This is a genomic window from Aquabacterium humicola, assembly GCF_030167915.1.
In the GTDB taxonomy this organism is placed as follows: Bacteria; Pseudomonadota; Gammaproteobacteria; order Burkholderiales; family Burkholderiaceae_C; genus Pseudaquabacterium; species Pseudaquabacterium humicola.
In genome coordinates, this window is sequence record NZ_JARGNB010000008.1 from 34,554 (window position 1) to 53,909 (window position 19,356).

The window sequence follows — 19,356 nt, forward strand, 5'->3', positions numbered from 1 at the left end:
GGGCGGACGTCCGCGACTGTGGGGATCACGGGCCAGCTGCCGGGCGGCGCGCCTGCGGGTTTCACCGGGCGGCGGCCCGGCACGCTCAGGCGACCGCGTTCATGCCCAGCGCCCACTTCAGCTTGTTCCAGCCGCGGCCGTCGAGCACCGCGCGCGCGGTGGCCAGCGCGGCCTCGTAGGCCTCGGGCTTGAGCTGGCGCTGCAGCTGCGCGTAGCGCCACGCGCGTTCGATCGGCGTGATCGCCGGCACCATCCAGCGCAGCAGCAGCGCGCGGTCGGTCATCGTCGTCGCGTCGGCGATGCGCTGCTCGATCTCCAGCAGCTGCTCGTCGCGGTAATGCGACCACAGCAGCGGGTTCAGCTCGGTCTCCTCGGCCAGCATGTGGTCGAAGCTGTCGGCGACGAAGCGCACCAGGTGCTGGTACAGGCGCAGCGCGCCGGTGGTGGTGGGCAGGTTGGCCAGCGCGCGCGCCTCGGCATGCAGCGCGTCCATGGTCTCGATCTGCTCGACGTGCTCGGCGCCGATGGCCTGCGTCGCGCCGGGCTGGCAGGCCTCGATCGCCGCGTGCACGTACTGGTTCTCGTGGGCCAGGTGCAGCCGCGCCAGCCGCAGCAGGCCGTCGACCTCGTTCAGCGCGGTGGTCAGCTCGTGGCGGTCGTTGACGTCGAGGCGGCCGATGCGCGCCAGCGTCTCGGTCATGAACAGCCGCAGCGCGCGGTGCGTCGCGGTGTACAGGTCGTAGCGCGGCATGCGGCGCGAGCCGGGCGGCAGGGTGGCGTTCGGGTCCATCGACGTTTGTCCTTCTTGGAAGCCGGACGGGAAGTCCGGCGCATGAAGGCAGTGTCGGAAAACGAACGCCGGCTCACATCGGCCGAAGGAGCCATCGGCCCTGGCCCAGGGGGCCAGGAGCCGAGGCGAAAGTCAGGACTTGCAGCCGCGGCCGGGATCGGCGAGCTGCTTGACCGCGACGCCGGTCATCACGTTGTAGGTGCCCTTGACCTCGCGGACGTAGAAGTCCTGCACCGGGTTGCGCGAACTGGAGATCGCGAACTTGCCGCGCGGGCTGCCGACGATGGTCTTCTGCATCGCGGCCTGCAGCGCGTCGCGCTTGCCGAAGTCCCCCTTCACGGCGGTCAGGCCGGCGCCCAGCATCTGCGCCGCGTCGTAGCCCTGCACCGCGTAGACGTCGGCATTGGCCTTGTAGGCCAGGGCATAGGCCTTGCGGAAGGCCTCGTTGCGCGGCGTCTCGATGTTGTCGGCGTAGTGCAGCGCGGTGATCAGCCCTTGCGCCGAGGCGCCCTGCGCTTCCAGCGTGCCGTCGGTCAGGAAGCCGGAGCCGACCAGCGGGATCGTCTTCTTCAGGCCCGCGGCGTCGTAGTCCTTGACGAACTTGACCGCGCCGCCGCCGGCGAAGAAGGCGAACACGACGTCCGGCTTCTGCGCCGCGATCTCGGTCAGCAGGGCCTGGAACTCGACGTTCGGGAACGGCAGCGAGAGGTCCTTGATGACCTTGCCGCCGCCCTTCTCGAAGGCCTCGGTGAAGCCCTTGACCGTCTCGTTGCCGGCGGCGTAGTTCCAGGTGATGGTCATCGCCCGCTTGTAGCCCTTGCCCGCGGCGACCACGCCGGTGGCGTAGCCCGGCTGCCAGTTCGAGAACGAGCTGCGGAAGATGTTCGGCGCGCACTGCGCGCCGGTGATCGCGTCGGCGCCGGCGTTGGGCACGATCAGGAGCGTATTGCTCTCCTTGGCCGCGCGGGCCATCGCCAGCGCGACGCCGGAATGCACGGTGCCGACGATCACGTCGACCGCATCGCGCTTGATCAGCTTGTTGACGTTGTCGGTGGCCTTGGACGGATCGGACTCGTCGTCGACCTTGAAGTACTGGATCTCGCGCCCGCCGAGCTTGCCGCCCTGCTCGTTGACGTGGAGCTTGAAGCCGTTCTCGATCGCGTTGCCCAAGGCGGCGAAGGTGCCGGTGTAGGGCAGCATCAGGCCGACCTTCAGCGGTGCTTGCGGCGCCTGGGCGTGGGTGGCGACCGTGGCGACCGCTGCGATGGCGGCGAGGGTGAGCTTCAGCATGCGTCCCATGACGTGTCTCCGTTCTCTTCTGGTGGATGGAAGGAACGGCGATGATGCCGCAGGCGGCCGCCTGCCGGCCGACCGGCCGGCTTTCGGTTCACTTCATCGGCAGACCCACGTAGTTCTCCGCCAGCGTCGTCATCGCCGCTTGCGACGAGACGAGGTACTCCAGCTCGGCCTGCTGCATCTTGGCGCCGAAGCTGCCGCCGTCCGGGAAGCGGTGCATCAGCGAGGTCAGCCACCAGGAGAAGCGCTCGGCCTTCCAGATGCGGTGCAGGGCCCGCTCCGAATAACCGTCCAGGCCACCCGCGCTGCCGCGGTAGTGTTCATCAAGCGCCTGCCACAGGAAGCCCACGTCGCTGGCCGCGAGGTTCAGGCCCTTGGCGCCGGTCGGCGGCACGATGTGCGCGGCGTCGCCGGCGAGGAACAGCCGGCCGAAGCGCATCGGCTCGGCGACGAAGCTGCGCAGCGGCGCGATGCTCTTCTCCAGCGACGGGCCGGTGGTCAGCTCGGCGGCGGTGGCGGGCGGCAGGCGGCGCTTGAGCTCGGCCCAGAACGCGTCGTCGCTCCACTGCTCGACCTTGTCGTCCAGCGAACACTGCAGGTAGTAGCGGCTGCGGGTGTGGCTGCGCTGGCTGCACAGCGCGAAGCCGCGCTCGTGGTTCAGGTAGATCAGCTCGTGGTGCACCGGCGGCACGTCGGCCAGCAGGCCCAGCCAGCCGAACGGGTACACGCGTTCATGCAGCTGGATCGCCTCGGTGGGCACGCTGGCGCGGCAGACGCCGTGGAAGCCGTCGCAGCCGGCGATGAAGTCGGCATCCAGGCGCTGCTCGACACCGCCGGCGCGCCAGGTGACGTGCGGCGTGCTGCCGTCGAAGCCATGCACGCGCACGTCGTCGGCCTCGTAGACGATGGGCAGGCCGGCCGCGGTGCGGGCGTCCATCAGGTCGCGCGTGACCTCGGTCTGGCCGTAGACCATCACCCGCTTGCCCGTCAGCCCGTGCAGGTCGATGCGGTGGCGCTCGCCGCCGAAGCACAGTTCGACGCCGTCGTGCGGCAGGCCCTCGCGGTGCATGCGGCTGCCGACGCCGGCGGCATCCAGCAGGTCGACGGTGGTCTGCTCCAGCACGCCGGCGCGGATGCGGCCCAGCACGTAGTCGGCGCTGCGCTGTTCGACGATGACGTTGGCGATGCCCGCCTTCGCGAGCAGCGCGCCGAGCAGCAGGCCCGACGGGCCGGCGCCGATGATGGCGACCTGGGTTCTCATGGTGTTTGTCTCCTGACGACGTTCCTGTCCTTGAACTGCGTCAAGGGTAGGTCGGCGCGGCGTCAGCGCCAATGGACGGAAGCGGCTAACGCTTGGACAATTCGAACATGCCCCGCCCACCGCCTGCGCCCAACCTGCCGACCTACGCGCTGTACGGCGAACACGGCCGCACGCAGGCCACAGACTGGCTGCACTGCGAGACCATCCGTGAACGCAGCCAGCGTCACGACTGGGAGATCAAGCCGCACCGGCATGAATCTCTCTTTCAAATTCTGTACATCCGCAGCGGCCGGGCTCAGGCCCTGCTCGAGGGCCTCACCGCGCAGCTGCGCGGCCCCTGCCTGCTCACGGTCGCCGCGCTGGCGCCGCATGGCTTCCGCTTCGACGAGGACGTCGACGGCACCGTGATCACCGTGCTCGAGCGCCACCTCGCGCAGCTGCTGTCCGGCGCCGGTACGCTGGCCGCGCGGGTGATGCGCACGCAGGTCCTCGGCCGGGCGATGACGGACGCGGCGTCGCATGCCGTCGAACAGGCGGTGAAGACGCTGCGCGACGAGTTCTTCGGCACCGCGCCCTGGCGCGACCTGAAGCTCGATGCGGCGCTGCTGGCGCTGGCCGTCGAGCTGGGACGCGCATTGCCGGACCCGACCGACGCCGCGCCCGAAGCCGCCGGCGAACGTGCGCTCGCGCACGTGCGGCGCCTGCGCGCCCTGATCGAGGCGCGGTTCCGCGAGCAGCCGACGCTCGGGGCGCTGGCCCGCGAGATCGGCATCACGCCGACGCAGCTCAACCGCGCCTGCCACCAGGTGCTCGGGCATTCAGCTCTCGGCGTGCTGCACGGCCGCCTGGTGCTCGAGGCGCAACGCGACCTCGCGTACACGACGCTGGGCGTCAAGCAGATCGCGCTCGGCCTCGGCTTCGCCGAAGCCGGCTACTTCACGCGTTTCTTCCAGCGCGAGACCGGGCTCACGCCGACCGCGTGGCGCGCGCAGGCGCTGCGTTAGGAATCCGTCAGAGCAGCGCGCGGCCGATCATCAGCATGCCGACCACGGCCGCCGCCCACGCGCCGGTGCGCAGGAACTTCACGCCGGCCCAGTACAGCGGCGCGTAGACGACGCGGGCCCAGAAGAACAGCATCGCGCCGGTCGTCACGCCGCTGTCCGCCCCCTTGCCGGCGGCCTGCGCGGTGAGCACCAGCAGGCCGAAGAACTGCAGGTTCTCCAGCATGTTCTTCGCCGCGCGGTCCATGCGCCCGGCCAGCGCGCTGGCATCGCCCAGGTCGTCGCGGTTGCCGAAGGCCTTCAGCAGGCCGGCGGAGGTCCAGCTCTCGGCGCGCACCAGGCTGGCGATGAGCACCATCAGCCAGCACAGCACGATGCTCCAGACGAGGTAGCTCAGCGCGGGGGTCATCGGTCTCCTCCAGGTTCTCGCGCCGCTTCGGGCGGCCGGCGGCCGCCGCCGGCCAGGCGCTTCAGACGCGTTCGAGCAGCAGCGCGATGCCCTGGCCGACGCCGATGCACATCGTGCACAGCGCGTAGCGACCCCCTCGGCCACCGTTCATCCGGTGCAGCTGGTTCACGGCCGTGATCGCCAGCCGCGCGCCGCTGGCGCCCAGCGGGTGGCCGAGCGCGATGGCGCCGCCGTTGGGGTTCACGCGGGGGTCGTCGTCCTGCAGCCCCAGTTGCCGCAGCACAGCGAGGCCCTGCGCGGCGAAGGCTTCGTTGAGCTCGATGACGTCGAGCTGGTCGATGCCGATGCCGGTCTGCTCGAGCAGCTTCTTCGTCGCCGGTGCCGGGCCGATGCCCATGATGCGCGGGGCGACGCCCGCGGTGGCCATCGCGACGACGCGGGCCCGCGGCGTCAGCCCATGGCGTGCCGCGGCGGCTTCGCTGGCCACCAGCAGCGCGCAGCTGCCGTCGTTGACGCCGGACGCGTTGCCGGCGGTCACCGAGCCATCGGGCCTGACGACGCCCTTGAGCTTCGCCAGCGCCTCCAGCGAGGTCTCGCGCGGGTGCTCGTCCTGCTTCACGACCACCGGGTCGCCCTTCTTCTGCGGGATCGTGACGGGCACGATCTCGGCATCGAAGAAGCCGGACTTCTGCGCGGCCACGGCCTTCAGCTGCGAGGCCAGCGCCATGCGGTCCTGCGCATCGCGCTGAATGCCGAAGTCGGCGGCCACGTTCTCGGCCGTTTCGGGCATCGAGTCGACGCCGTACTGCTCCTTCATCAGCTTGTTGACGAAGCGCCAGCCGATGGTGGTGTCGTAGACCGCGTTGCTGCGGCTGAAGGCGCTGTCGGCCTTCGGCATCACGAAGGGCGCGCGGCTCATGCTCTCGACGCCGCCGGCGATCATCAGCTGCGCCTCGCCGGCCCTGATCGCCCGCGCGGCAGTGCCCAGCGCGTCGAGCCCCGAGCCGCACAGGCGGTTGATCGTCGCGCCCGGCACCGACGGCGGCAGCCCGGCCAGCAGCGCGGCCATGCGCGCGACGTTGCGGTTGTCCTCGCCCGCCTGGTTGGCGCAGCCGTAGAGCACGTCGTCGACGGCCGCCCAGTCGAGCTTCGGATGGCGCGCCATCAGGGCGCGCAGGGGGATGGCGCCCAGGTCATCGGTGCGCACCGATGACAGCGCGCCGCCGTAGCGGCCGAAGGGCGTGCGGGCGCCGTCGCAGATGAAGGCAGCAGGGGTCATGGCATCGACTCCGGGGTCCGCGCCGGCGCGCGGCGAGCAGTGAAGCACTTCACGAATCAAACGATTCTAGGAGTCGATCCGGCACGGCGGCTGTCGCCTGGGCGCGCTTCGTTTCAAGTTTTCCACCCCCGCTGCCGAAGTTGATCCTGAGCGGGGAAAACCCGCAGCGTGAGTTCTTCGGGGGGCGGCCGTATCCAAGTCGCCCGGGGAGCGGCTCTCCAAGACTGGAAACTGCGACCATGTCGGCGACCATCGATATCGACAATCTGCGCGTAGGGATGTTCATCCACCTGGACCTCGGGTGGTGGGCGCATCCGTTCGCGCTGTCGAGCTTCCTGCTGACCTCGCCGGAGCAGATCGCGACGATCCGCGGGCTGGGCCTGAAGCGGCTGCGCTGGAGCCCGGAGAAGAGCAAGCTGCCGGAGGCGGCGGCCTTCCAGACGTCGACGCTGACGCCCGGCACCCCGTCGGAGCTGCAGGAGGCGGTCGCCGCGGCCGATGCCGCTGCCGCTGCCGCCGCGGAAGCCGCCGCGAAGACCGAAGCCGCGCGCCGCCGGGCCGCGCTGGCCGCGCAGCGCGAGGCCGACCGCATCTGTGCCGAGCAGTACGCCGAAGCCGGCCAGGCCTGGAAGATCGCGAGCGACCAGGTGCAGTCGCTGCCGCAGGCCGCGCGCGAGACCGGCGAGGCGCTGACGCGCGCGCTGCTGGACAAGATGATGATCGAGGGCGAGCTGTGCATTCGCGTGCTCGCCGACGCCGGTGGCGACCGCAACGGCGCACACGCGCTGAACGTCGCGGTGATCTCGCTGCTGATGGGCCGCGTCTTCGGCTTCAGCGAGGCCGAGATGATGGACCTGGGGCTGGGCGCGCTGATGCACGACATCGGCAAGCTCGAGATCCCCGAGCGTCTGCGCCTGCCCGACGGCCTGTTCACCGCGGCCGAGAACAACCAGTACCGCGAGCACGTGGCGCACGGCATCGCGCACGGCCAGCGCATGGGCCTGTCGCCCGGCGCGATGTCGGTGATCGCGCAGCACCACGAGATGGCCGACGGCTCCGGCTTCCCCGCCCGGCTGAACGGCGACCGCATGAACGCGCCGGCGCGCATCGTCGCGCTGGTCAACCGCTACGACAACCTCTGCAACCCGGCGGTCGCTTCGCACGCGCTGACGCCGCACGAGGCCCTGTCGCTGATCTTCGCGCAGGCGAAGTCCAAGTTCGACGCGACGATGCTCAACGCCTTCATCCGCATGATGGGCGTCTACCCGCCGGGCTCGATGGTGCAGCTGACCGACGACCGCTACGCGACGGTGGTCAGCGTCAACAGCTCGCGGCCGCTGAAGCCCCGCGTGCTGGTCTGCGATGCGGCGGTGCCGGTGGACGAGGCGCTGCTGCTGAACCTCGAGGAGGTCACCGACCTCGGCATCCGGCGCAGCCTGAAGCCCTCGCAGCTGCCGGTGGCGGTGCAGAACTACCTGGCGCCGCGCCAGCGTGTCGTCTACTTCTTCGAACCGGCGCTCACCGGCGTGGTCGCCGCGCCGGCGGGGCCTTCCGGGACGACCACCCGCGAGGAACTCGCTGCGTGAGCGTGCCGGTGAATCTGCTGTCTGCCTGGGCGCAGACGATCGATGCGCTGGGCGATGCCGCGTGGCTCGTCGATGGCGCATCGGCGCACGTGCTGGCGGCCAATGCCGCGGCGGTCGAGCTGCTCGGCCTGCCGCTGGAGCGGCTGCTCGGCTGCAATGCCGCCCACCTGATCGCGACGCCCGAGGACCTGGCGTTCTGGGACGAGGTGCGGGCCGGCCACGACCAGTGGCTGCAGTCGGACACCGTACTGGTGCATGCCAGCGGCCGGCTGGTGAAGGTCAGCCGCCGCGTGCGGCTGCTGGACCCCGCGCAGCGCTGCTTTCTTGTCACCGTGCAGGACCGCACCGAAGCGCAGCGACGCTGCGACGAGCGCGAGTCGCTGGTCGCCGAGCTGCGCGCGACGCTCGAATCCACCGGCGACGGCATCCTGGTCACCGACCTGGCCGGCCGCATCACCGCCTTCAACCGCCGCTTCGCGCAGCTGTGGGGGGTGCCCGAGGAACTGCTGACGCAGCGCAACGACGAGGCGGTCTACGACTGGATGCGCCGCAGCGTGCGCGAGCCCGAGGCCTACCAGCGCCGCCTGGCGGTGATCCAGGAAGCGACGCTGATGCAGGCCCACGAGCGCATCGAGCTGCTGTCGGGCCGCGTGCTCGAACGGGTCACGCAGCCGCAGTCCTGCCACGGCCGGCCGAACGGCCGCGTCTGGGCGTTCCGCGACCGCACCGAGCTGGAAACCGCCAGCCAGCGCATCAATACACTGTCGACGACCGATGGACTCACGGGCCTGTTCAACCGGCGCCAGCTGGGCGAGACGCTGGCCGAATCGATGCGCCAGGCGCACCGCGCCAGCGGCACGCTGGCGCTGCTGATCCTCGACCTCGACCGCTTCAAGCAGATCAACGACAGCCTCGGCCACGAGATCGGCGACCGCGTGCTGCTGGACACCGCCGAGCGCCTGAAGAGCTGCCTGCGCCAGGGCGACTTCGTCGCGCGCATCGGCGGCGACCAGTTCGCGCTGGTGGTGCAGCGGGTCGACCACCGCGGCGCCGAAGCCGCCGCGCAGCGTGTGCTGGAGGCGATCTCGCGCCCCTGTTCGGTCGACGGGCTGCAGTTCACGATGACCTGCTCGGTCGGCGTCGCGCTGTTCCCCACCGACGGCGAGGACGGCGACGAACTGGTGCGCCATGCCGAGACCGCGATGCAGCGCGCCAAGCAGGGCGGCCGCGCGGGCTTCCGCTTCCACCAGCCGCACCACGATGCCGACCTGCGCCAGCGCATGCGCCTGGACCATGCGATGCGGCAGGCGCTGGCCTCGAACCGCTTCCGGCTGAAGTACCAGCCGCAGCTGGACCTGCGCTCGGGCGCCGTGATCGGCGCCGAGGCGCTGATCCGCTGGCGCGATCCGGAGCTCGGCGAGGTGTCGCCGGGCGAATTCATCCCGGTTGCCGAGGACACCGGCTTCATCGTCGCGATCGGCGACTGGGTGCTGCAGCAGGCGGTGCGCCAGGCCGCACGCTGGCGCAACGAAGGCCTGGTGATGCCGGTGTCGGTGAACGTCTCGGCGCTGCAGTTCCAGCAGGCCGACTTCATCGACCGCGTGGCCGCGGTGCTGTCCGACAACGAGCTGCCCGGCTCGCTGCTCGAGCTGGAGCTGACCGAATCGATCCTGGTGCACGACGCCGATGAGGCGCTGGCGCGCCTGTCGCAGCTGTCGCAGCTGGGCGTGCGGCTGGCGATCGACGACTTCGGCACCGGCTACTCGAGCCTGTCGTACCTGAAGCGCTTCCCGATCGAGCGGTTGAAGATCGACCGCAGCTTCATCGAGGGCATTCCGCAGAACGACAGCGATGCCGGCATCGTGCGCGCGATCGTGCAGATGTCGGCCGCGCTGGGCATGAAGGTCATCGCCGAGGGTGTCGAGACCGAGCCGCAGCGCAACTTCCTCGTCGAGGTCGGCTGCGACCAGTTCCAGGGCTTCCTCTACGCGCCGGCGCTCGATGCGCTGAGCTTCGACGAGCGCGTGCGCGGCCGGCCGCGCGGCGGCGCCAAGCCGCAGCTGAGCCTGGTCGCGCGCTAGGGCCTGCCAGCGGGCGGCGCGGACCCTCCCATAGCGTTAACAGGCCCTAGATCCAGGTCAAGGCGGGCGCGCCGCTTGCCGGGCGCGCGGTTTGCTGTCGCCTTGACGAGGCCCGGCGAATTTTCCTAGAGTCGACCGGACCACCACGGCTGCGTCCGACCGCCATGCCCGCTCTGGAAGCCATCGTCCGCGACAAGTTCGACGCGCTGGGCGCGCCGGCCGCCCTGGTGCTGCCCGGCGGGCAGCGCGTCGGCAGCGCCGACGCGCGCGTCGTCATCCGTCTCAACGACATGCGCTCGCTGGCGCACGTCGCCGCCGGCCAGGTCGGCAAGCTGGCCGAGGACTACGTCGAGGGCCGCGCGGATTTCGACGGCAGCATGCGCGACCTGATGAGCGCGGTGACCGGGCTGGTCGGCGGCGACCCGACCCGCGGCGTCGAGCACGGGCCGTGGCGCTGGTGGCGCGAGCTGATGCGCCGCGGCAAGTCGCTGGCGCGGCACAGCGCCGAGGCCGATGCGCGGCAGGTCGAGTTCCACTACGACGTCTCGGACGACTTCTACGCGCTGTGGCTCGATCCGCGCCGCGTCTACTCCTGCGCCTACTACGCCGAGCCGACGATGACGCTGGCGAACGCGCAGGAGGCCAAGCTCGACCACATCTGCCGCAAGCTGATGCTGCGCGAGGGCGAACGTTTCCTCGATGTGGGCGCCGGCTGGGGCGGGCTGCTGCTGTGGGCGGCCGAGCACTATGGCGTGCAGGCGACCGGCATCACGCTGTCGCGCAACCAGCATGCGCACGTCACCCGGCTGATCGCCGAGCGCGGGCTGAGCGGGCGCGTGAAGATGGAGCTGCTCGACTACCGCGCGCTGCCCGAGCACGAGCCCTGGGACAAGATCGCCTCGGTCGGCATGTTCGAGCACGTCGGCCGGGCGCTGCTGCCGACCTACTTCGACAAGCTGCTGCGGCTGCTGAAACCCGGCGGCCTGCTGATGAACCACGGCATCACCGCCGGCGGCACGAGCAACCACCAGCTCGGCGCCGGCATGGGCAACTTCATCGAGCGCTACATCTTCCCGGGCGGCGAGCTGCTGCACCTGTCGCACGTGCTGCGCGAGCTGTCCGAGGCCGGGCTCGAGGCGCTGGACGTCGAGAACCTGCGGCCGCACTACGCACGCACGCTGTGGGCCTGGTCGGACGGGCTGGAGTCGCAGCTCGGCCATGCGCGCGAGATCACCAGCGAGCGCGTGGTGCGGGCATACCGCCTGTACCTGGCCGGCAGCGCGATGGCCTTCGAGCAGGGCTGGATCACGCTGCACCAGATCCTCGCGTCGCGGCCGAGCGGCGCGTTGTCGGACGGCCCGATGCGCGGAGCACAATCGGTCTATCCCTTCCAACGCGGCTACGTGTACCGGCGATGATCTACAAATTCAAGAGCAAGGCGGCCGGCGACGTCATCATGATGGGGCCGAACGGCGATGCGCTGATGCGCGCGATCGGCCGCGAACCGGTGCCCAAGGGCATCTTCGAGCCGAAGGACATGCCGGCGGCGATCGCCGCGATCGAGCGCGCCATCGCCGACGACGAGGCCGCGCGCGCCGAGGCCGAAGCGGAGGCCGCCGCGAAGGGCGAATCCCTGACGCCGCGCGAGGGCGTCACGCCGCGCCAGCGCTGGTGGCCGATGGTCGAGATGATGCGCCGCGCCGGCGCCGCGAACGAGCCGATCGTCTGGGGCGTCTGAACCCCGGGCCGCGTGAGCGGCCCCCGAGAAGGATGAAGCGATGAAACTGTGGAGTGACAGCTGGCCCAACGGCGAGGCGATTCCGGAGCGCTGTGCCGCCGGCAAGCCGGGTCCGGGCGGCCCGACCTTCTCGGACAACCTGAATCCGCACCTGGCCTGGAGCGAGCTGCCGGCAGGCACGAAATCGCTGGTGCTGGTGTGCCACGACTTCGACGTGCCGAGCAAGGGCGACGACGTCAACAAGACCGACCGCGAGGTGCCGGCCGACCTGCCGCGGGTCGACTTCTACCACTGGCTGCTGGTCGACCTGCCGACCTCGGTCAGCGCGATCGCCGAGGGCGAGTTCAGCCGCGGCTTCACCGCGCGCGGCAAGCCCGGGCCGGCGGCGCCGCAGGGCGCGCGCCAGGGCCTCAACGACTTCACCGGCTGGTTCGCCGGCGATGCGCAGATGGCCGGCGAGTACTTCGGCTACGACGGCCCGTTCCCGCCGTTCAACGACTCGCTGGTGCACCACTACGTGTTCACGCTGTACGCGGTGGATGTCGACCGCCTCGGCGTCGAGGGCGCGTTCACCGGCGCCGAGGTGCGTGCGGCCCTCGCCGGCCACGTGCTCGACACCGCGACGCATTCGGGCACCTACACGCTGAACGCCCGGCTGCGCGGCGGCGGGCATTGAGTTCCGCGACGCGCATCGTCGCGATCCGCCACGGCGAGACCGCGTGGAACGCCGGATCGCGCCTGCAGGGCCAGCTCGACATCCCGCTGAACGCGCACGGCCGGCGCCAGGTGGCGCTGCTCGCCGACGCGCTGCGCGACGAGGGCATCGACGTCGTGGTGTCGAGCGATCTCGGCCGCGCGGCCGACACCGCACGCGCCTTCGCCGGCCCGCTGGGTCTGCCGCTGGAGATGCACGCCGGTCTGCGCGAACGCGGCTTCGGCCTGCTCGAAGGCCAGACCTATGCCGAGATCGATCAGCGCTGGCCCGAGCTGTCCGCGCGCTGGCGCGCGCGCGACCCCGATTTCGGTCCGCCCGGCGGCGAACGCCTGGCCGACTTCTTCGAGCGCAGCATCGCCGCCGCGCTGGCGATCGCCGAACGCCATGCGGGCCGCACGATCGCGCTGGTCACGCACGGCGGCGTGCTGGACTGCCTGTACCGGGCCGCGACGCGCATCGAGCTGAACGCGCCGCGCACCTGGCAGCTCGGCAACGCGGCGATCAACCGGCTGCTGCACTCGCCGCAGGGCTTCACGCTGGTCGGCTGGAACGACCACCAGCACCTCGCGGTGCTGGTCAGGGACGACGCGGCGGCTTGATTGGCCCCCTGCGCGCCTGCGGCGCGGTCCCCCCGAGGGGGATCCAGTCCCTTGGGGCGGCCCGGCGGGACTGGGGCCCCCTGCGCGCCTGCGGCGCGTTCCCCCCGAGGGGGATCAGTCCCTGATCAGTCCCTTGGGGCGACCCGGCGGGACTGACGCCGCGCGTCAGCGGATGTCGCGCCAGGCGCTGCGGCGGCGCTGGTAGGTCTTGGCCGCGGCGAACTCGTCGCCCTGGATGTCGCCGTTGTTCTTGCGCACCCAGCGGATCAGCGCGCCTTCCTTCAGCTGCACGATCACCGGCGCGGTGGCGTTGGCGACCGACGACAGCACGTCGGTCTTGCCGTTGCCGCTGCGCACGTTGATGCGGTAGCCCGACGCGCCTTGCGCGCAGTTCGAGCCGCCGGCGGAGTTGGCGTTGACGAACAGCCAGCCGAGCGCGAACTTCGGCTCGACGTTGACCTGCTCGCCCGCCGGCAGGTCGACGACCCAGCCGCGCTTGGTCGCCCAGTCGACGGTGCCGGAGATGACGGTGCCGCTGCGCGTCAGCGTCTCCAGTGTCGTGCGCGCGTTGGCGGGCGCGGCCGCACCGGTGTCGCGGAAGGCGTAGATCGACTGCACGTTGCTGTTGCCGAAGTCGGAGATGTCCAGCAGGCGGCCGGTGGCCAGCATGATCACCGGCTTGCCGTCGATCTCGGTCAGCTGCGGCGTCGTGGTGATCGGCTGCGCATTGGTGCCGGCGCTGTCCTTGAAGGTGGCCAGCAGCGTGGTCGTGCCCAGCTTCAGGTCGAACTTCCACAGGTTGCCGAGCAGGTCGCCGCCGTACACGTAGCGCGCGGTGCCGGTGTCCTCGCGGTAGGCCGCGATCTGCGCCAGGCCGGCCTCGGCGCCGGTGGTGCCGGCGCTGGTCACGAACTCCTTGATCACCGCGCCGGTCTCGGCATTGAGCATCCACATGCGGCCCTTGCCGTCGCCGATCGTCGTGCCGTTGTCGTAGCCGGAGGTCACCAGCGCGACGTAGCCGTCGTCGATGGTCTTGACGATCAGCGGCCGGCCGACGGTGTAGCCGACGTAGGGCTGGTAGGCGGTCTGCGTCGGCGACGGGAAGGTCCACTTGACCTGCGCCGCGGCTGCGCCTTCGCCCAGGTTCTTCGGGCTGGTGACGTCGAGCGCGTAGTAGCTGCGGCCGGCCGCGCCCATGCCGCTGACCAGCAGGCGGTTGCCGCCGTCGGTGTAGGTGCCCACCGAGGGCGTGCCGTCCAGCTTGGTCTTGAAGGTGTACTGGCGCTCGACCGTCTGGCCGATGTTCGGCAGCGTGCCGTACGGCACGAACGCCCACTCCTCGGCACCGGTGCTGGTGTTGATCGCGTGCAGCATGCCTTCGCTGGACGCGACGTAGGCGACGCCGGTCTTGTCGACGACCGGCTCGGCGTTGATCACCGCACCCATCAGGCTCACCCGCTTGCGGTAGGTGGTGCCTTCGCCGTCGCGCTTGCCGCGCAGGTAGTCGACGACGCCGTCGTTGGTGAAGCTGACGCTGTCCGGGTTGACGATGCTGCCGATGTTGGCGCTGGTGAAGCCGATGCCGCCGCCGGCGCTGCCGTTGGACGTGAAGATCACGCGCGTGGTCCAGTTGCGGGCATTCAGCAACGTCGCGGCGGACCAGGTCGGCGACGCGGCGATCGCGCCGGTCGTCATGTTGACCGCGCTGGCGGTCAGGTCGCCGGTCCAGCCGGACGGGTTGTAGACCGCCTCATAGGCCTTGCCGTCGCTGGCCAGCAGGTTGAAGGTGCTGACCGCCACGGAGCTCTGCGCGCCTTCCTGGCTCTGGATGTCGAACAGCGCCGCCTGGATGCCCTCGACCGCCGAGGTCACATCGGTCGCCAGGTACATCTGGCCGCGGCCGTTGATCGTCGCGTGCCACAGGTCGTCGATCATCTTCGCGGTGTCGGTCACCGGCGTCGGCCAGCTCGGCGCCGTCGTGAACGGCGTGCTGTTGGCCGGCCAGATCTCGCCGGTCATGCCGAGCGTGATCGCGTAGGTGTTGACGTGCAGGTTGGGATTCGGATCCGGGTTGGTCACGCTCTGGTTGCCCAGCGGCACCTTGCCGGCCGGCAGCGCGCTGGCGCCGCTGGCACGCAGCTGGCGCGTGAAGTAGGCGAGTCCCTGGTCGGCCAGCCACGTCGACGGCGTCGTCGCGTACGGCGCGACGTGCGAGTTGTAGGTGGACGCCGTGTAGCTCGGGATCGTCGGCGCACCGTCGTTGGCGAAGCCGTCGGTGATGATGAAGGCCGCGTTGCGCTGGCAGGCGTACTGCACGACGTTCGTATTGGTGTCGAACTGGTCGTAGATGTACTTGTAGGTGCCGCGCGTCGGCGTCGAGCCGCCCATGCGCGCGTCGTAGAAGATGCCGGCGACGCGGCGCGCGTTCGACGCGGCGGTCGTGGCGTCGGCGTCGTACATCGTCGGCACGGCGTTCGGCGTGAAGGCCACCACGCCCATGCGCAGGCCGGTGATGTCCTCGAGCACCGCGCCCATCGCGCCGGCCATCAGCAGCTTGCGCTTGCGGTAGTACTGGAACCAGTTGGCGAAGTTCTGCATCTCCGCCGCGTAGGTGCGGCCGGACGGGAAGGTATTGCCCGACTTGATCTCGTAGCGCTTGAGCGTGGCGCCGTCGAAGTTGGTCGTGCAGTTGACGCCGTCGTCAGTGCAGGTCTCCTTCTTCCAGAAGGTCGCCGGGTAGTAGGGAACCGAGCCGAAGCAGGTGCTGCCGCCGGTGTAGACGGCGTCGGCGGTGCCGCAGGAGAGGTTGGTCGTGCCGGCCGGGATCTTCATCCCGTACGTGAACGCGAAGCGCCACTCGTTGTCGGTCGTCGTGACGTTGGTCGTCAGGTCGATCGTCGAGGAGCCGATCACCGGATGGGACTTGGCGGCCGTCGGCGTCGCGTTGGCGAAGCTCAGCGCACTGCTGACGTAAGCGGGGCTCCAGGGCTTGTAGGTCTTGGTGGTGTCGTAGTAGAGCGGGTTGTAGTCGCTCGAGCGCGCGAACGCGAACTGGGCGGTGGGCGGAATGCCGTGGCCGGCATTGCTGCCGTTGGCCTGCGTCGAGATCTTGCGGCCGTCGTCGCCGGAAGCCGGCACGCCGTTCGGGAACAGGTAGGCGTAGGGCTTGTTGCTGGTGTTGTGCAGCGCGCTGCCGTTGTAGGGGCCCGGCGAGCTCGTCTTGCTCCAGTACCAGCCCTGGTAGGTCTTCAGCAGGACCTCGGCATCCATCGAGCCGGAGTTGTCCATCGCGAAGATGACGTTGGGCTTGGCCAGCACCGAGGCCTTGAGCGGCTGCTCGGCCATGTTCGTGGCATGCGAGGCGACCTGGAACAGCAGGCCGCCCAGCGCAGCGACGGCGGTGGCGAATTTCAGGGCAGGTTTCATCGTGAGCTCCCTCCAGGAGACGGACCCGGTGCGCGCGAAGCGTCAGTTGACGGTGGTCAGCGACTGGGTCCAGGTCGCCGTGCCGCGCGCGTCGGTCACGCGCACCGTGATGCGGTACTGCTTGGGCCCGATGGCCATGTAGTCCTTCGGGTCGTAGCTCTTGTCCGGCGGGTCGCCGCTGGCCGCGTCGGGCGGCTGCACCATCACCAGGCACTGCGTCGACGAGTCGGTGACCGTGTTGACGTTGCACATGCGCTCGACCGCGTAGTTCACGGTGAAGCGGCCGACGCCGCCGGCCACCGTCGCCGCGCCGTCGAAGTTGATCGTCGAGGGCACGCCGTTGGCGGCGGTCGGCTGCATCGTCGCCCAGTACCAGGTGCCGGCGTTGGCGTCCTTGTTGGCCAGCGCCTCGAGCGCGGCGAAGGCGGTGGCGCGGCCGACCTCGGCGGCGTGCGTCGAGGCCTCGCGGGTCGCGACGTTGCCGCTGACCAGCGTGCCGGCCTCGGTGATGCGCGCGAACGCCAGCGCGCCCATCAGCATCGCCGCCATCAGCAGCATCACCATCAGCATCGTCACGCCGCGCTGGGCGCGTAGGGAGTGGAGCTTCATCACGGCGTCAGGTTGGTGGCGGGCCAGTTGATCGTGCTGGTGCCCTGCACCAGGTTGCGGACCGGCGCGACGATCACCGCGCTGCGGTAGCGGTAGCACTGCCAGTCGGCGACGTCGGGTTCGATCGTCACCGCGTCGGCGCCTTCGAACAGCTGCGGCTTGGTCTTGGTCGTCTCGCAGGTGGTGCCGCCGCTGCCCTCGGGCTTCTCGCGCTGCGGGCTGCGCATGACGACGCCGATGCGCAGCGCGCGCACCCGGGCGATGTTGGCGGTGCTCACGCTGCCCCAGCCGGCGTCGGTGGTGTGCACCCAGTCCTCGACCGCGGCCGGCGTGCCGGCGCCGAGCGTCACGCCGTACTGCACGCGCAGGCCGATCACGTTGCGCAGCAGCGTCGCCGTCGTGCCGGTCAGGCGCTGGGTCAGCTGCAGGTTCGTGCCGTTGAGCTGGTAGCGGTTCCAGTTCAGGCCGCCGAGCAGGATCACCGGCGATCGCTCGGTGAAGGGCGGGCTGCTGGTGAACACGGCCTGGTTGTGCACGCCGGTATTGGCGAAGCTCATCGCCTGCCGCACGCCGGCGGCGGGTGCAGTCGACGCGGTCACGGTGCGCACCAGGCAGGGATTGGCGGCGGTGGCATCGGCCACCTTGCGCGCCAGCAGCACCGCGGGGGTCTGCCCGACCGTGACCGGCAGCAGCGAGTTAATCGTCGCCGCGCTGCCGTCGGACACGGCGTTGAGCTCGGACCAGGCGCCGGCCGCGACGTCGCTGCTGTAGATCACGTCGATGACATCGTTGCTGCCCACGCGCGTGGCCTGCACCGGGGCGAAGGTCGCGCCGTCGGACGCCGGCGTGCCGGCGCCGCTGCTGAGGTTCAGGCTGGCGCAGCGGTAGCGGCCGTCGACGAAGAAGCCCATGCCGCCGAGCGACACGTCTTCCTTGATCGCCGCCAGTGCCGACGCGGCGTTGCTCATGCCGCCGCCGACGGCGACGCCCTGGCGCTGCGTGGCGGTGAAGAACTGCGCGCTGCGCGCGGCGATCAGGCTGACCAGCAGGCCGACGACCATGCCGACCATCAGCTCGATGATCGACAGGCCGCGCGCGCGGCGCGGGCGCCGGGGAGTGGACTCAGCGCACATCACTGATCACCTCGTGCGTGCGGGCCTCGCCGGCCTGCTTGTAGTACCAGGCCAGCTGCACCGTCAGGCGGCCGGTCGCGGCGTTGTAGGTGCTGGTGACCGAGGTGGCGTGCGGCAGCCGGGCCAGCGCGCGCACCTTCCAGGCATCGGTCATCGCCCGCGCCGTGGCGTTGCCGCAGGCGCCGGCGGCCGGCAGCGTGTAGCAGTTCGGGTTCGCGTTGTCGACGAGCATCGAGTTCAGCAGCTCGTCGGCCAGCTGCGAGGCCGTCAGGCGCTGCGCGGCCTCGGTGGACTGGCCCGCGAGGTTGCCTTCCATGCGCACCAGCGCGAGCAGGCCGAAGCCCAGCAGCGACAGCGCGACGACGCTGTCGAACAGGCCGAAGCCGCGTTGCGAACGCAGCGGGGGGCGGACGCGCTTCATGTGCAGCTCAGCTTGTTGCTGCAGACGCGGATGCCACCGCCGCCGTCGATGCGCAGGCCGGGGCAGCGCATGTCCTGCGAGCAGGTGGTGCCGGTGTGGCCGACGTTGATCGCCAGCTCGGTGCCGAAGGGCAGCGGCAGGCCGTTGCTGCCGAAGTCGATCGTGCCCGCATCGGCGCCGAGGCCGTTGGTGAGCGTGTGCGTGCGCAGCACCGTGCCGTTGGCGGCCAGCGTGACCTGCGCGGCGCCGGAGGTGATGGTCAGCCGGACCGTGGCGTTGCGCTTGAGCGCTTCGCTCTGCGCATACAGCGCCTGCGCCTGCAGCGAGTTCGCGCCTTCGCGCATGCGGGTGTTGACGATGAAGTCGCCGAAGTGCGGTCCCGCGACGGTGATGGTCAGCGCCAGGATCACCAGCGCCACCATGACCTCGATCAGCGTCAGGCCGCGTGCGGGGGAACCGCACCGGGGGGCGGTCAGATGTCGCATGAATTGCCCTTCGCGGTCCAGCAGGTCGCGTTGGCGCCCTTCGGGTGCGCCGTCGTCGCGCGGGCGCCCTGGTGGTTGATCGTGTAGGTGTAGCCGGCCATCGTGCCGGAGCCGGTCATCGTTGCCGTGTAGCCCTGGCCGGTGGCATCGGCGAGCGTGCAGGTCGCGGTGAAGTAGGGCGCCGTGCCGAGGATCGCGCTGCAGCCGGTCGCCGCGGTGCCGTAGCGGCCGCTGTCCTGGTAGGCCAGCTCCATCTTGGCGCCGAAGGTCGACAGCACCTCCAGGGCCGCCGGCACCCGCGAACGCTGGATGTAGGCGGTGTAGGACGGCAAGGCCAGGCTGGCGACGATCGCGAGGATGGCCACGGTGATCATGATCTCGATCAGCGTGAAGCCGCGTGTTCGTTGGGCGGTCATCGAACGATTCCGGACACTTCACCACCATCGACCCAAGGCGGTTTTGGGGCGGCACGAGCGCCGGCGAGGCGCATGTTCCGCGTTCTGTCCCGTGCCTTCGGCTGCAGACTT

General features: G+C 70.5%; 18 protein-coding genes. 7 read left to right on the forward strand and 11 right to left on the reverse strand.

Going from position 1 to position 19,356, the window contains the following annotated elements:
• Positions 1-85: 85 nt before the first annotated feature.
• From P1K89_RS27030 to pobA, 3 genes are all read right to left on the reverse strand, one after another.
• On the reverse strand, positions 86-790 hold the full coding sequence (locus P1K89_RS27030) for a hemerythrin domain-containing protein (protein ID WP_284619652.1): 705 nt from the start codon (positions 788-790) through the stop codon (positions 86-88).
• Positions 791-922: 132 nt separating this feature from the next.
• Complete coding sequence (locus P1K89_RS27035) at positions 923-2,089, reverse strand: ABC transporter substrate-binding protein (RefSeq protein ID WP_439898037.1); 1,167 nt, start codon at positions 2,087-2,089, stop codon at positions 923-925.
• A gap of 88 nt (positions 2,090-2,177) precedes the next feature.
• The gene (gene pobA / locus P1K89_RS27040) at positions 2,178-3,347 is read right to left on the reverse strand and encodes a 4-hydroxybenzoate 3-monooxygenase (RefSeq protein WP_284619653.1); all 1,170 of its coding nucleotides are present in this window, start codon (positions 3,345-3,347) and stop codon (positions 2,178-2,180) included.
• Positions 3,348-3,454: 107 nt separating this feature from the next.
• Between pobA and P1K89_RS27045 the strand changes: the two genes are divergently transcribed.
• Positions 3,455-4,351: a helix-turn-helix domain-containing protein gene (locus P1K89_RS27045; RefSeq protein ID WP_284619654.1), complete on the forward strand. Its 897-nt coding sequence runs from the start codon at positions 3,455-3,457 to the stop codon at positions 4,349-4,351.
• Positions 4,352-4,358: 7 nt separating this feature from the next.
• Here the strand turns inward: P1K89_RS27045 and P1K89_RS27050 are convergent, their stop codons facing one another.
• On the reverse strand, positions 4,359-4,757 hold the full coding sequence (locus P1K89_RS27050; protein WP_284619655.1) for an MAPEG family protein: 399 nt from the start codon (positions 4,755-4,757) through the stop codon (positions 4,359-4,361).
• A gap of 61 nt (positions 4,758-4,818) precedes the next feature.
• Positions 4,819-6,036 carry a 3-oxoadipyl-CoA thiolase gene (gene pcaF / locus P1K89_RS27055; RefSeq protein WP_284619656.1) on the reverse strand — a complete coding sequence of 406 codons (1,218 nt, stop codon included), beginning with the start codon at positions 6,034-6,036 and terminating at the stop codon, positions 4,819-4,821.
• 239 nt (positions 6,037-6,275) lie between these two features.
• Between pcaF and P1K89_RS27060 the strand changes: the two genes are divergently transcribed.
• From P1K89_RS27060 to P1K89_RS27085, 6 genes are all read left to right on the forward strand, one after another.
• Positions 6,276-7,622 carry a cyclic di-GMP phosphodiesterase gene (locus P1K89_RS27060; RefSeq protein ID WP_284619657.1) on the forward strand — a complete coding sequence of 449 codons (1,347 nt, stop codon included), beginning with the start codon at positions 6,276-6,278 and terminating at the stop codon, positions 7,620-7,622.
• 8 nt (positions 7,623-7,630) lie between these two features.
• Positions 7,631-9,703 carry a putative bifunctional diguanylate cyclase/phosphodiesterase gene (locus P1K89_RS27065; RefSeq protein WP_284619658.1) on the forward strand — a complete coding sequence of 691 codons (2,073 nt, stop codon included), beginning with the start codon at positions 7,631-7,633 and terminating at the stop codon, positions 9,701-9,703.
• 164 nt (positions 9,704-9,867) lie between these two features.
• Positions 9,868-11,121, forward strand: a complete 1,254-nt coding sequence (locus tag P1K89_RS27070) for a class I SAM-dependent methyltransferase (RefSeq protein WP_284619659.1) — start codon at positions 9,868-9,870, stop codon at positions 11,119-11,121.
• Positions 11,118-11,441, forward strand: a complete 324-nt coding sequence (locus P1K89_RS27075) for a DUF1840 family protein (RefSeq protein ID WP_284619660.1) — start codon at positions 11,118-11,120, stop codon at positions 11,439-11,441. The genes P1K89_RS27070 and P1K89_RS27075 overlap by 4 nt, the downstream gene beginning before the upstream one ends.
• Before the next feature lie 40 nt (positions 11,442-11,481).
• On the forward strand, positions 11,482-12,117 hold the full coding sequence (locus P1K89_RS27080; RefSeq protein ID WP_284619661.1) for a YbhB/YbcL family Raf kinase inhibitor-like protein: 636 nt from the start codon (positions 11,482-11,484) through the stop codon (positions 12,115-12,117).
• On the forward strand, positions 12,114-12,755 hold the full coding sequence (locus P1K89_RS27085; protein ID WP_284619662.1) for a histidine phosphatase family protein: 642 nt from the start codon (positions 12,114-12,116) through the stop codon (positions 12,753-12,755). Before P1K89_RS27080 ends, P1K89_RS27085 begins: the two co-directional genes overlap by 4 nt.
• A 165-nt stretch (positions 12,756-12,920) precedes the next feature.
• On the opposite strand, the gene P1K89_RS27090 is transcribed toward P1K89_RS27085, so the two are convergent.
• From P1K89_RS27090 to P1K89_RS27115, 6 genes are read right to left on the reverse strand one after another with little or no spacing between them, the layout of a single operon-like run.
• Positions 12,921-16,181, reverse strand: coding sequence for a pilus assembly protein (locus P1K89_RS27090; protein WP_284619663.1), 3,261 nt, complete (start codon positions 16,179-16,181; stop codon positions 12,921-12,923).
• 42 nt (positions 16,182-16,223) lie between these two features.
• A complete protein-coding gene (locus tag P1K89_RS27095; protein WP_284619664.1) occupies positions 16,224-16,790 on the reverse strand; it encodes a pilus assembly PilX family protein in 567 nt (188 codons plus the stop codon).
• Positions 16,790-17,923 (reverse strand): PilW family protein, encoded by a 1,134-nt coding sequence (locus P1K89_RS27100; RefSeq protein WP_284619665.1) that lies wholly within the window; start codon positions 17,921-17,923, stop codon positions 16,790-16,792. The genes P1K89_RS27095 and P1K89_RS27100 overlap by 1 nt, the downstream gene beginning before the upstream one ends.
• Positions 17,913-18,344, reverse strand: coding sequence for a type IV pilus modification PilV family protein (locus tag P1K89_RS27105; RefSeq protein ID WP_284619666.1), 432 nt, complete (start codon positions 18,342-18,344; stop codon positions 17,913-17,915). Before P1K89_RS27105 ends, P1K89_RS27100 begins: the two co-directional genes overlap by 11 nt.
• Positions 18,341-18,829: a GspH/FimT family pseudopilin gene (locus P1K89_RS27110; protein ID WP_284619667.1), complete on the reverse strand. Its 489-nt coding sequence runs from the start codon at positions 18,827-18,829 to the stop codon at positions 18,341-18,343. The genes P1K89_RS27105 and P1K89_RS27110 overlap by 4 nt, the downstream gene beginning before the upstream one ends.
• A complete protein-coding gene (locus P1K89_RS27115) occupies positions 18,817-19,245 on the reverse strand; it encodes a type IV pilin protein (protein ID WP_284619668.1) in 429 nt (142 codons plus the stop codon). The genes P1K89_RS27110 and P1K89_RS27115 overlap by 13 nt, the downstream gene beginning before the upstream one ends.
• Positions 19,246-19,356: the final 111 nt, after the last annotated feature.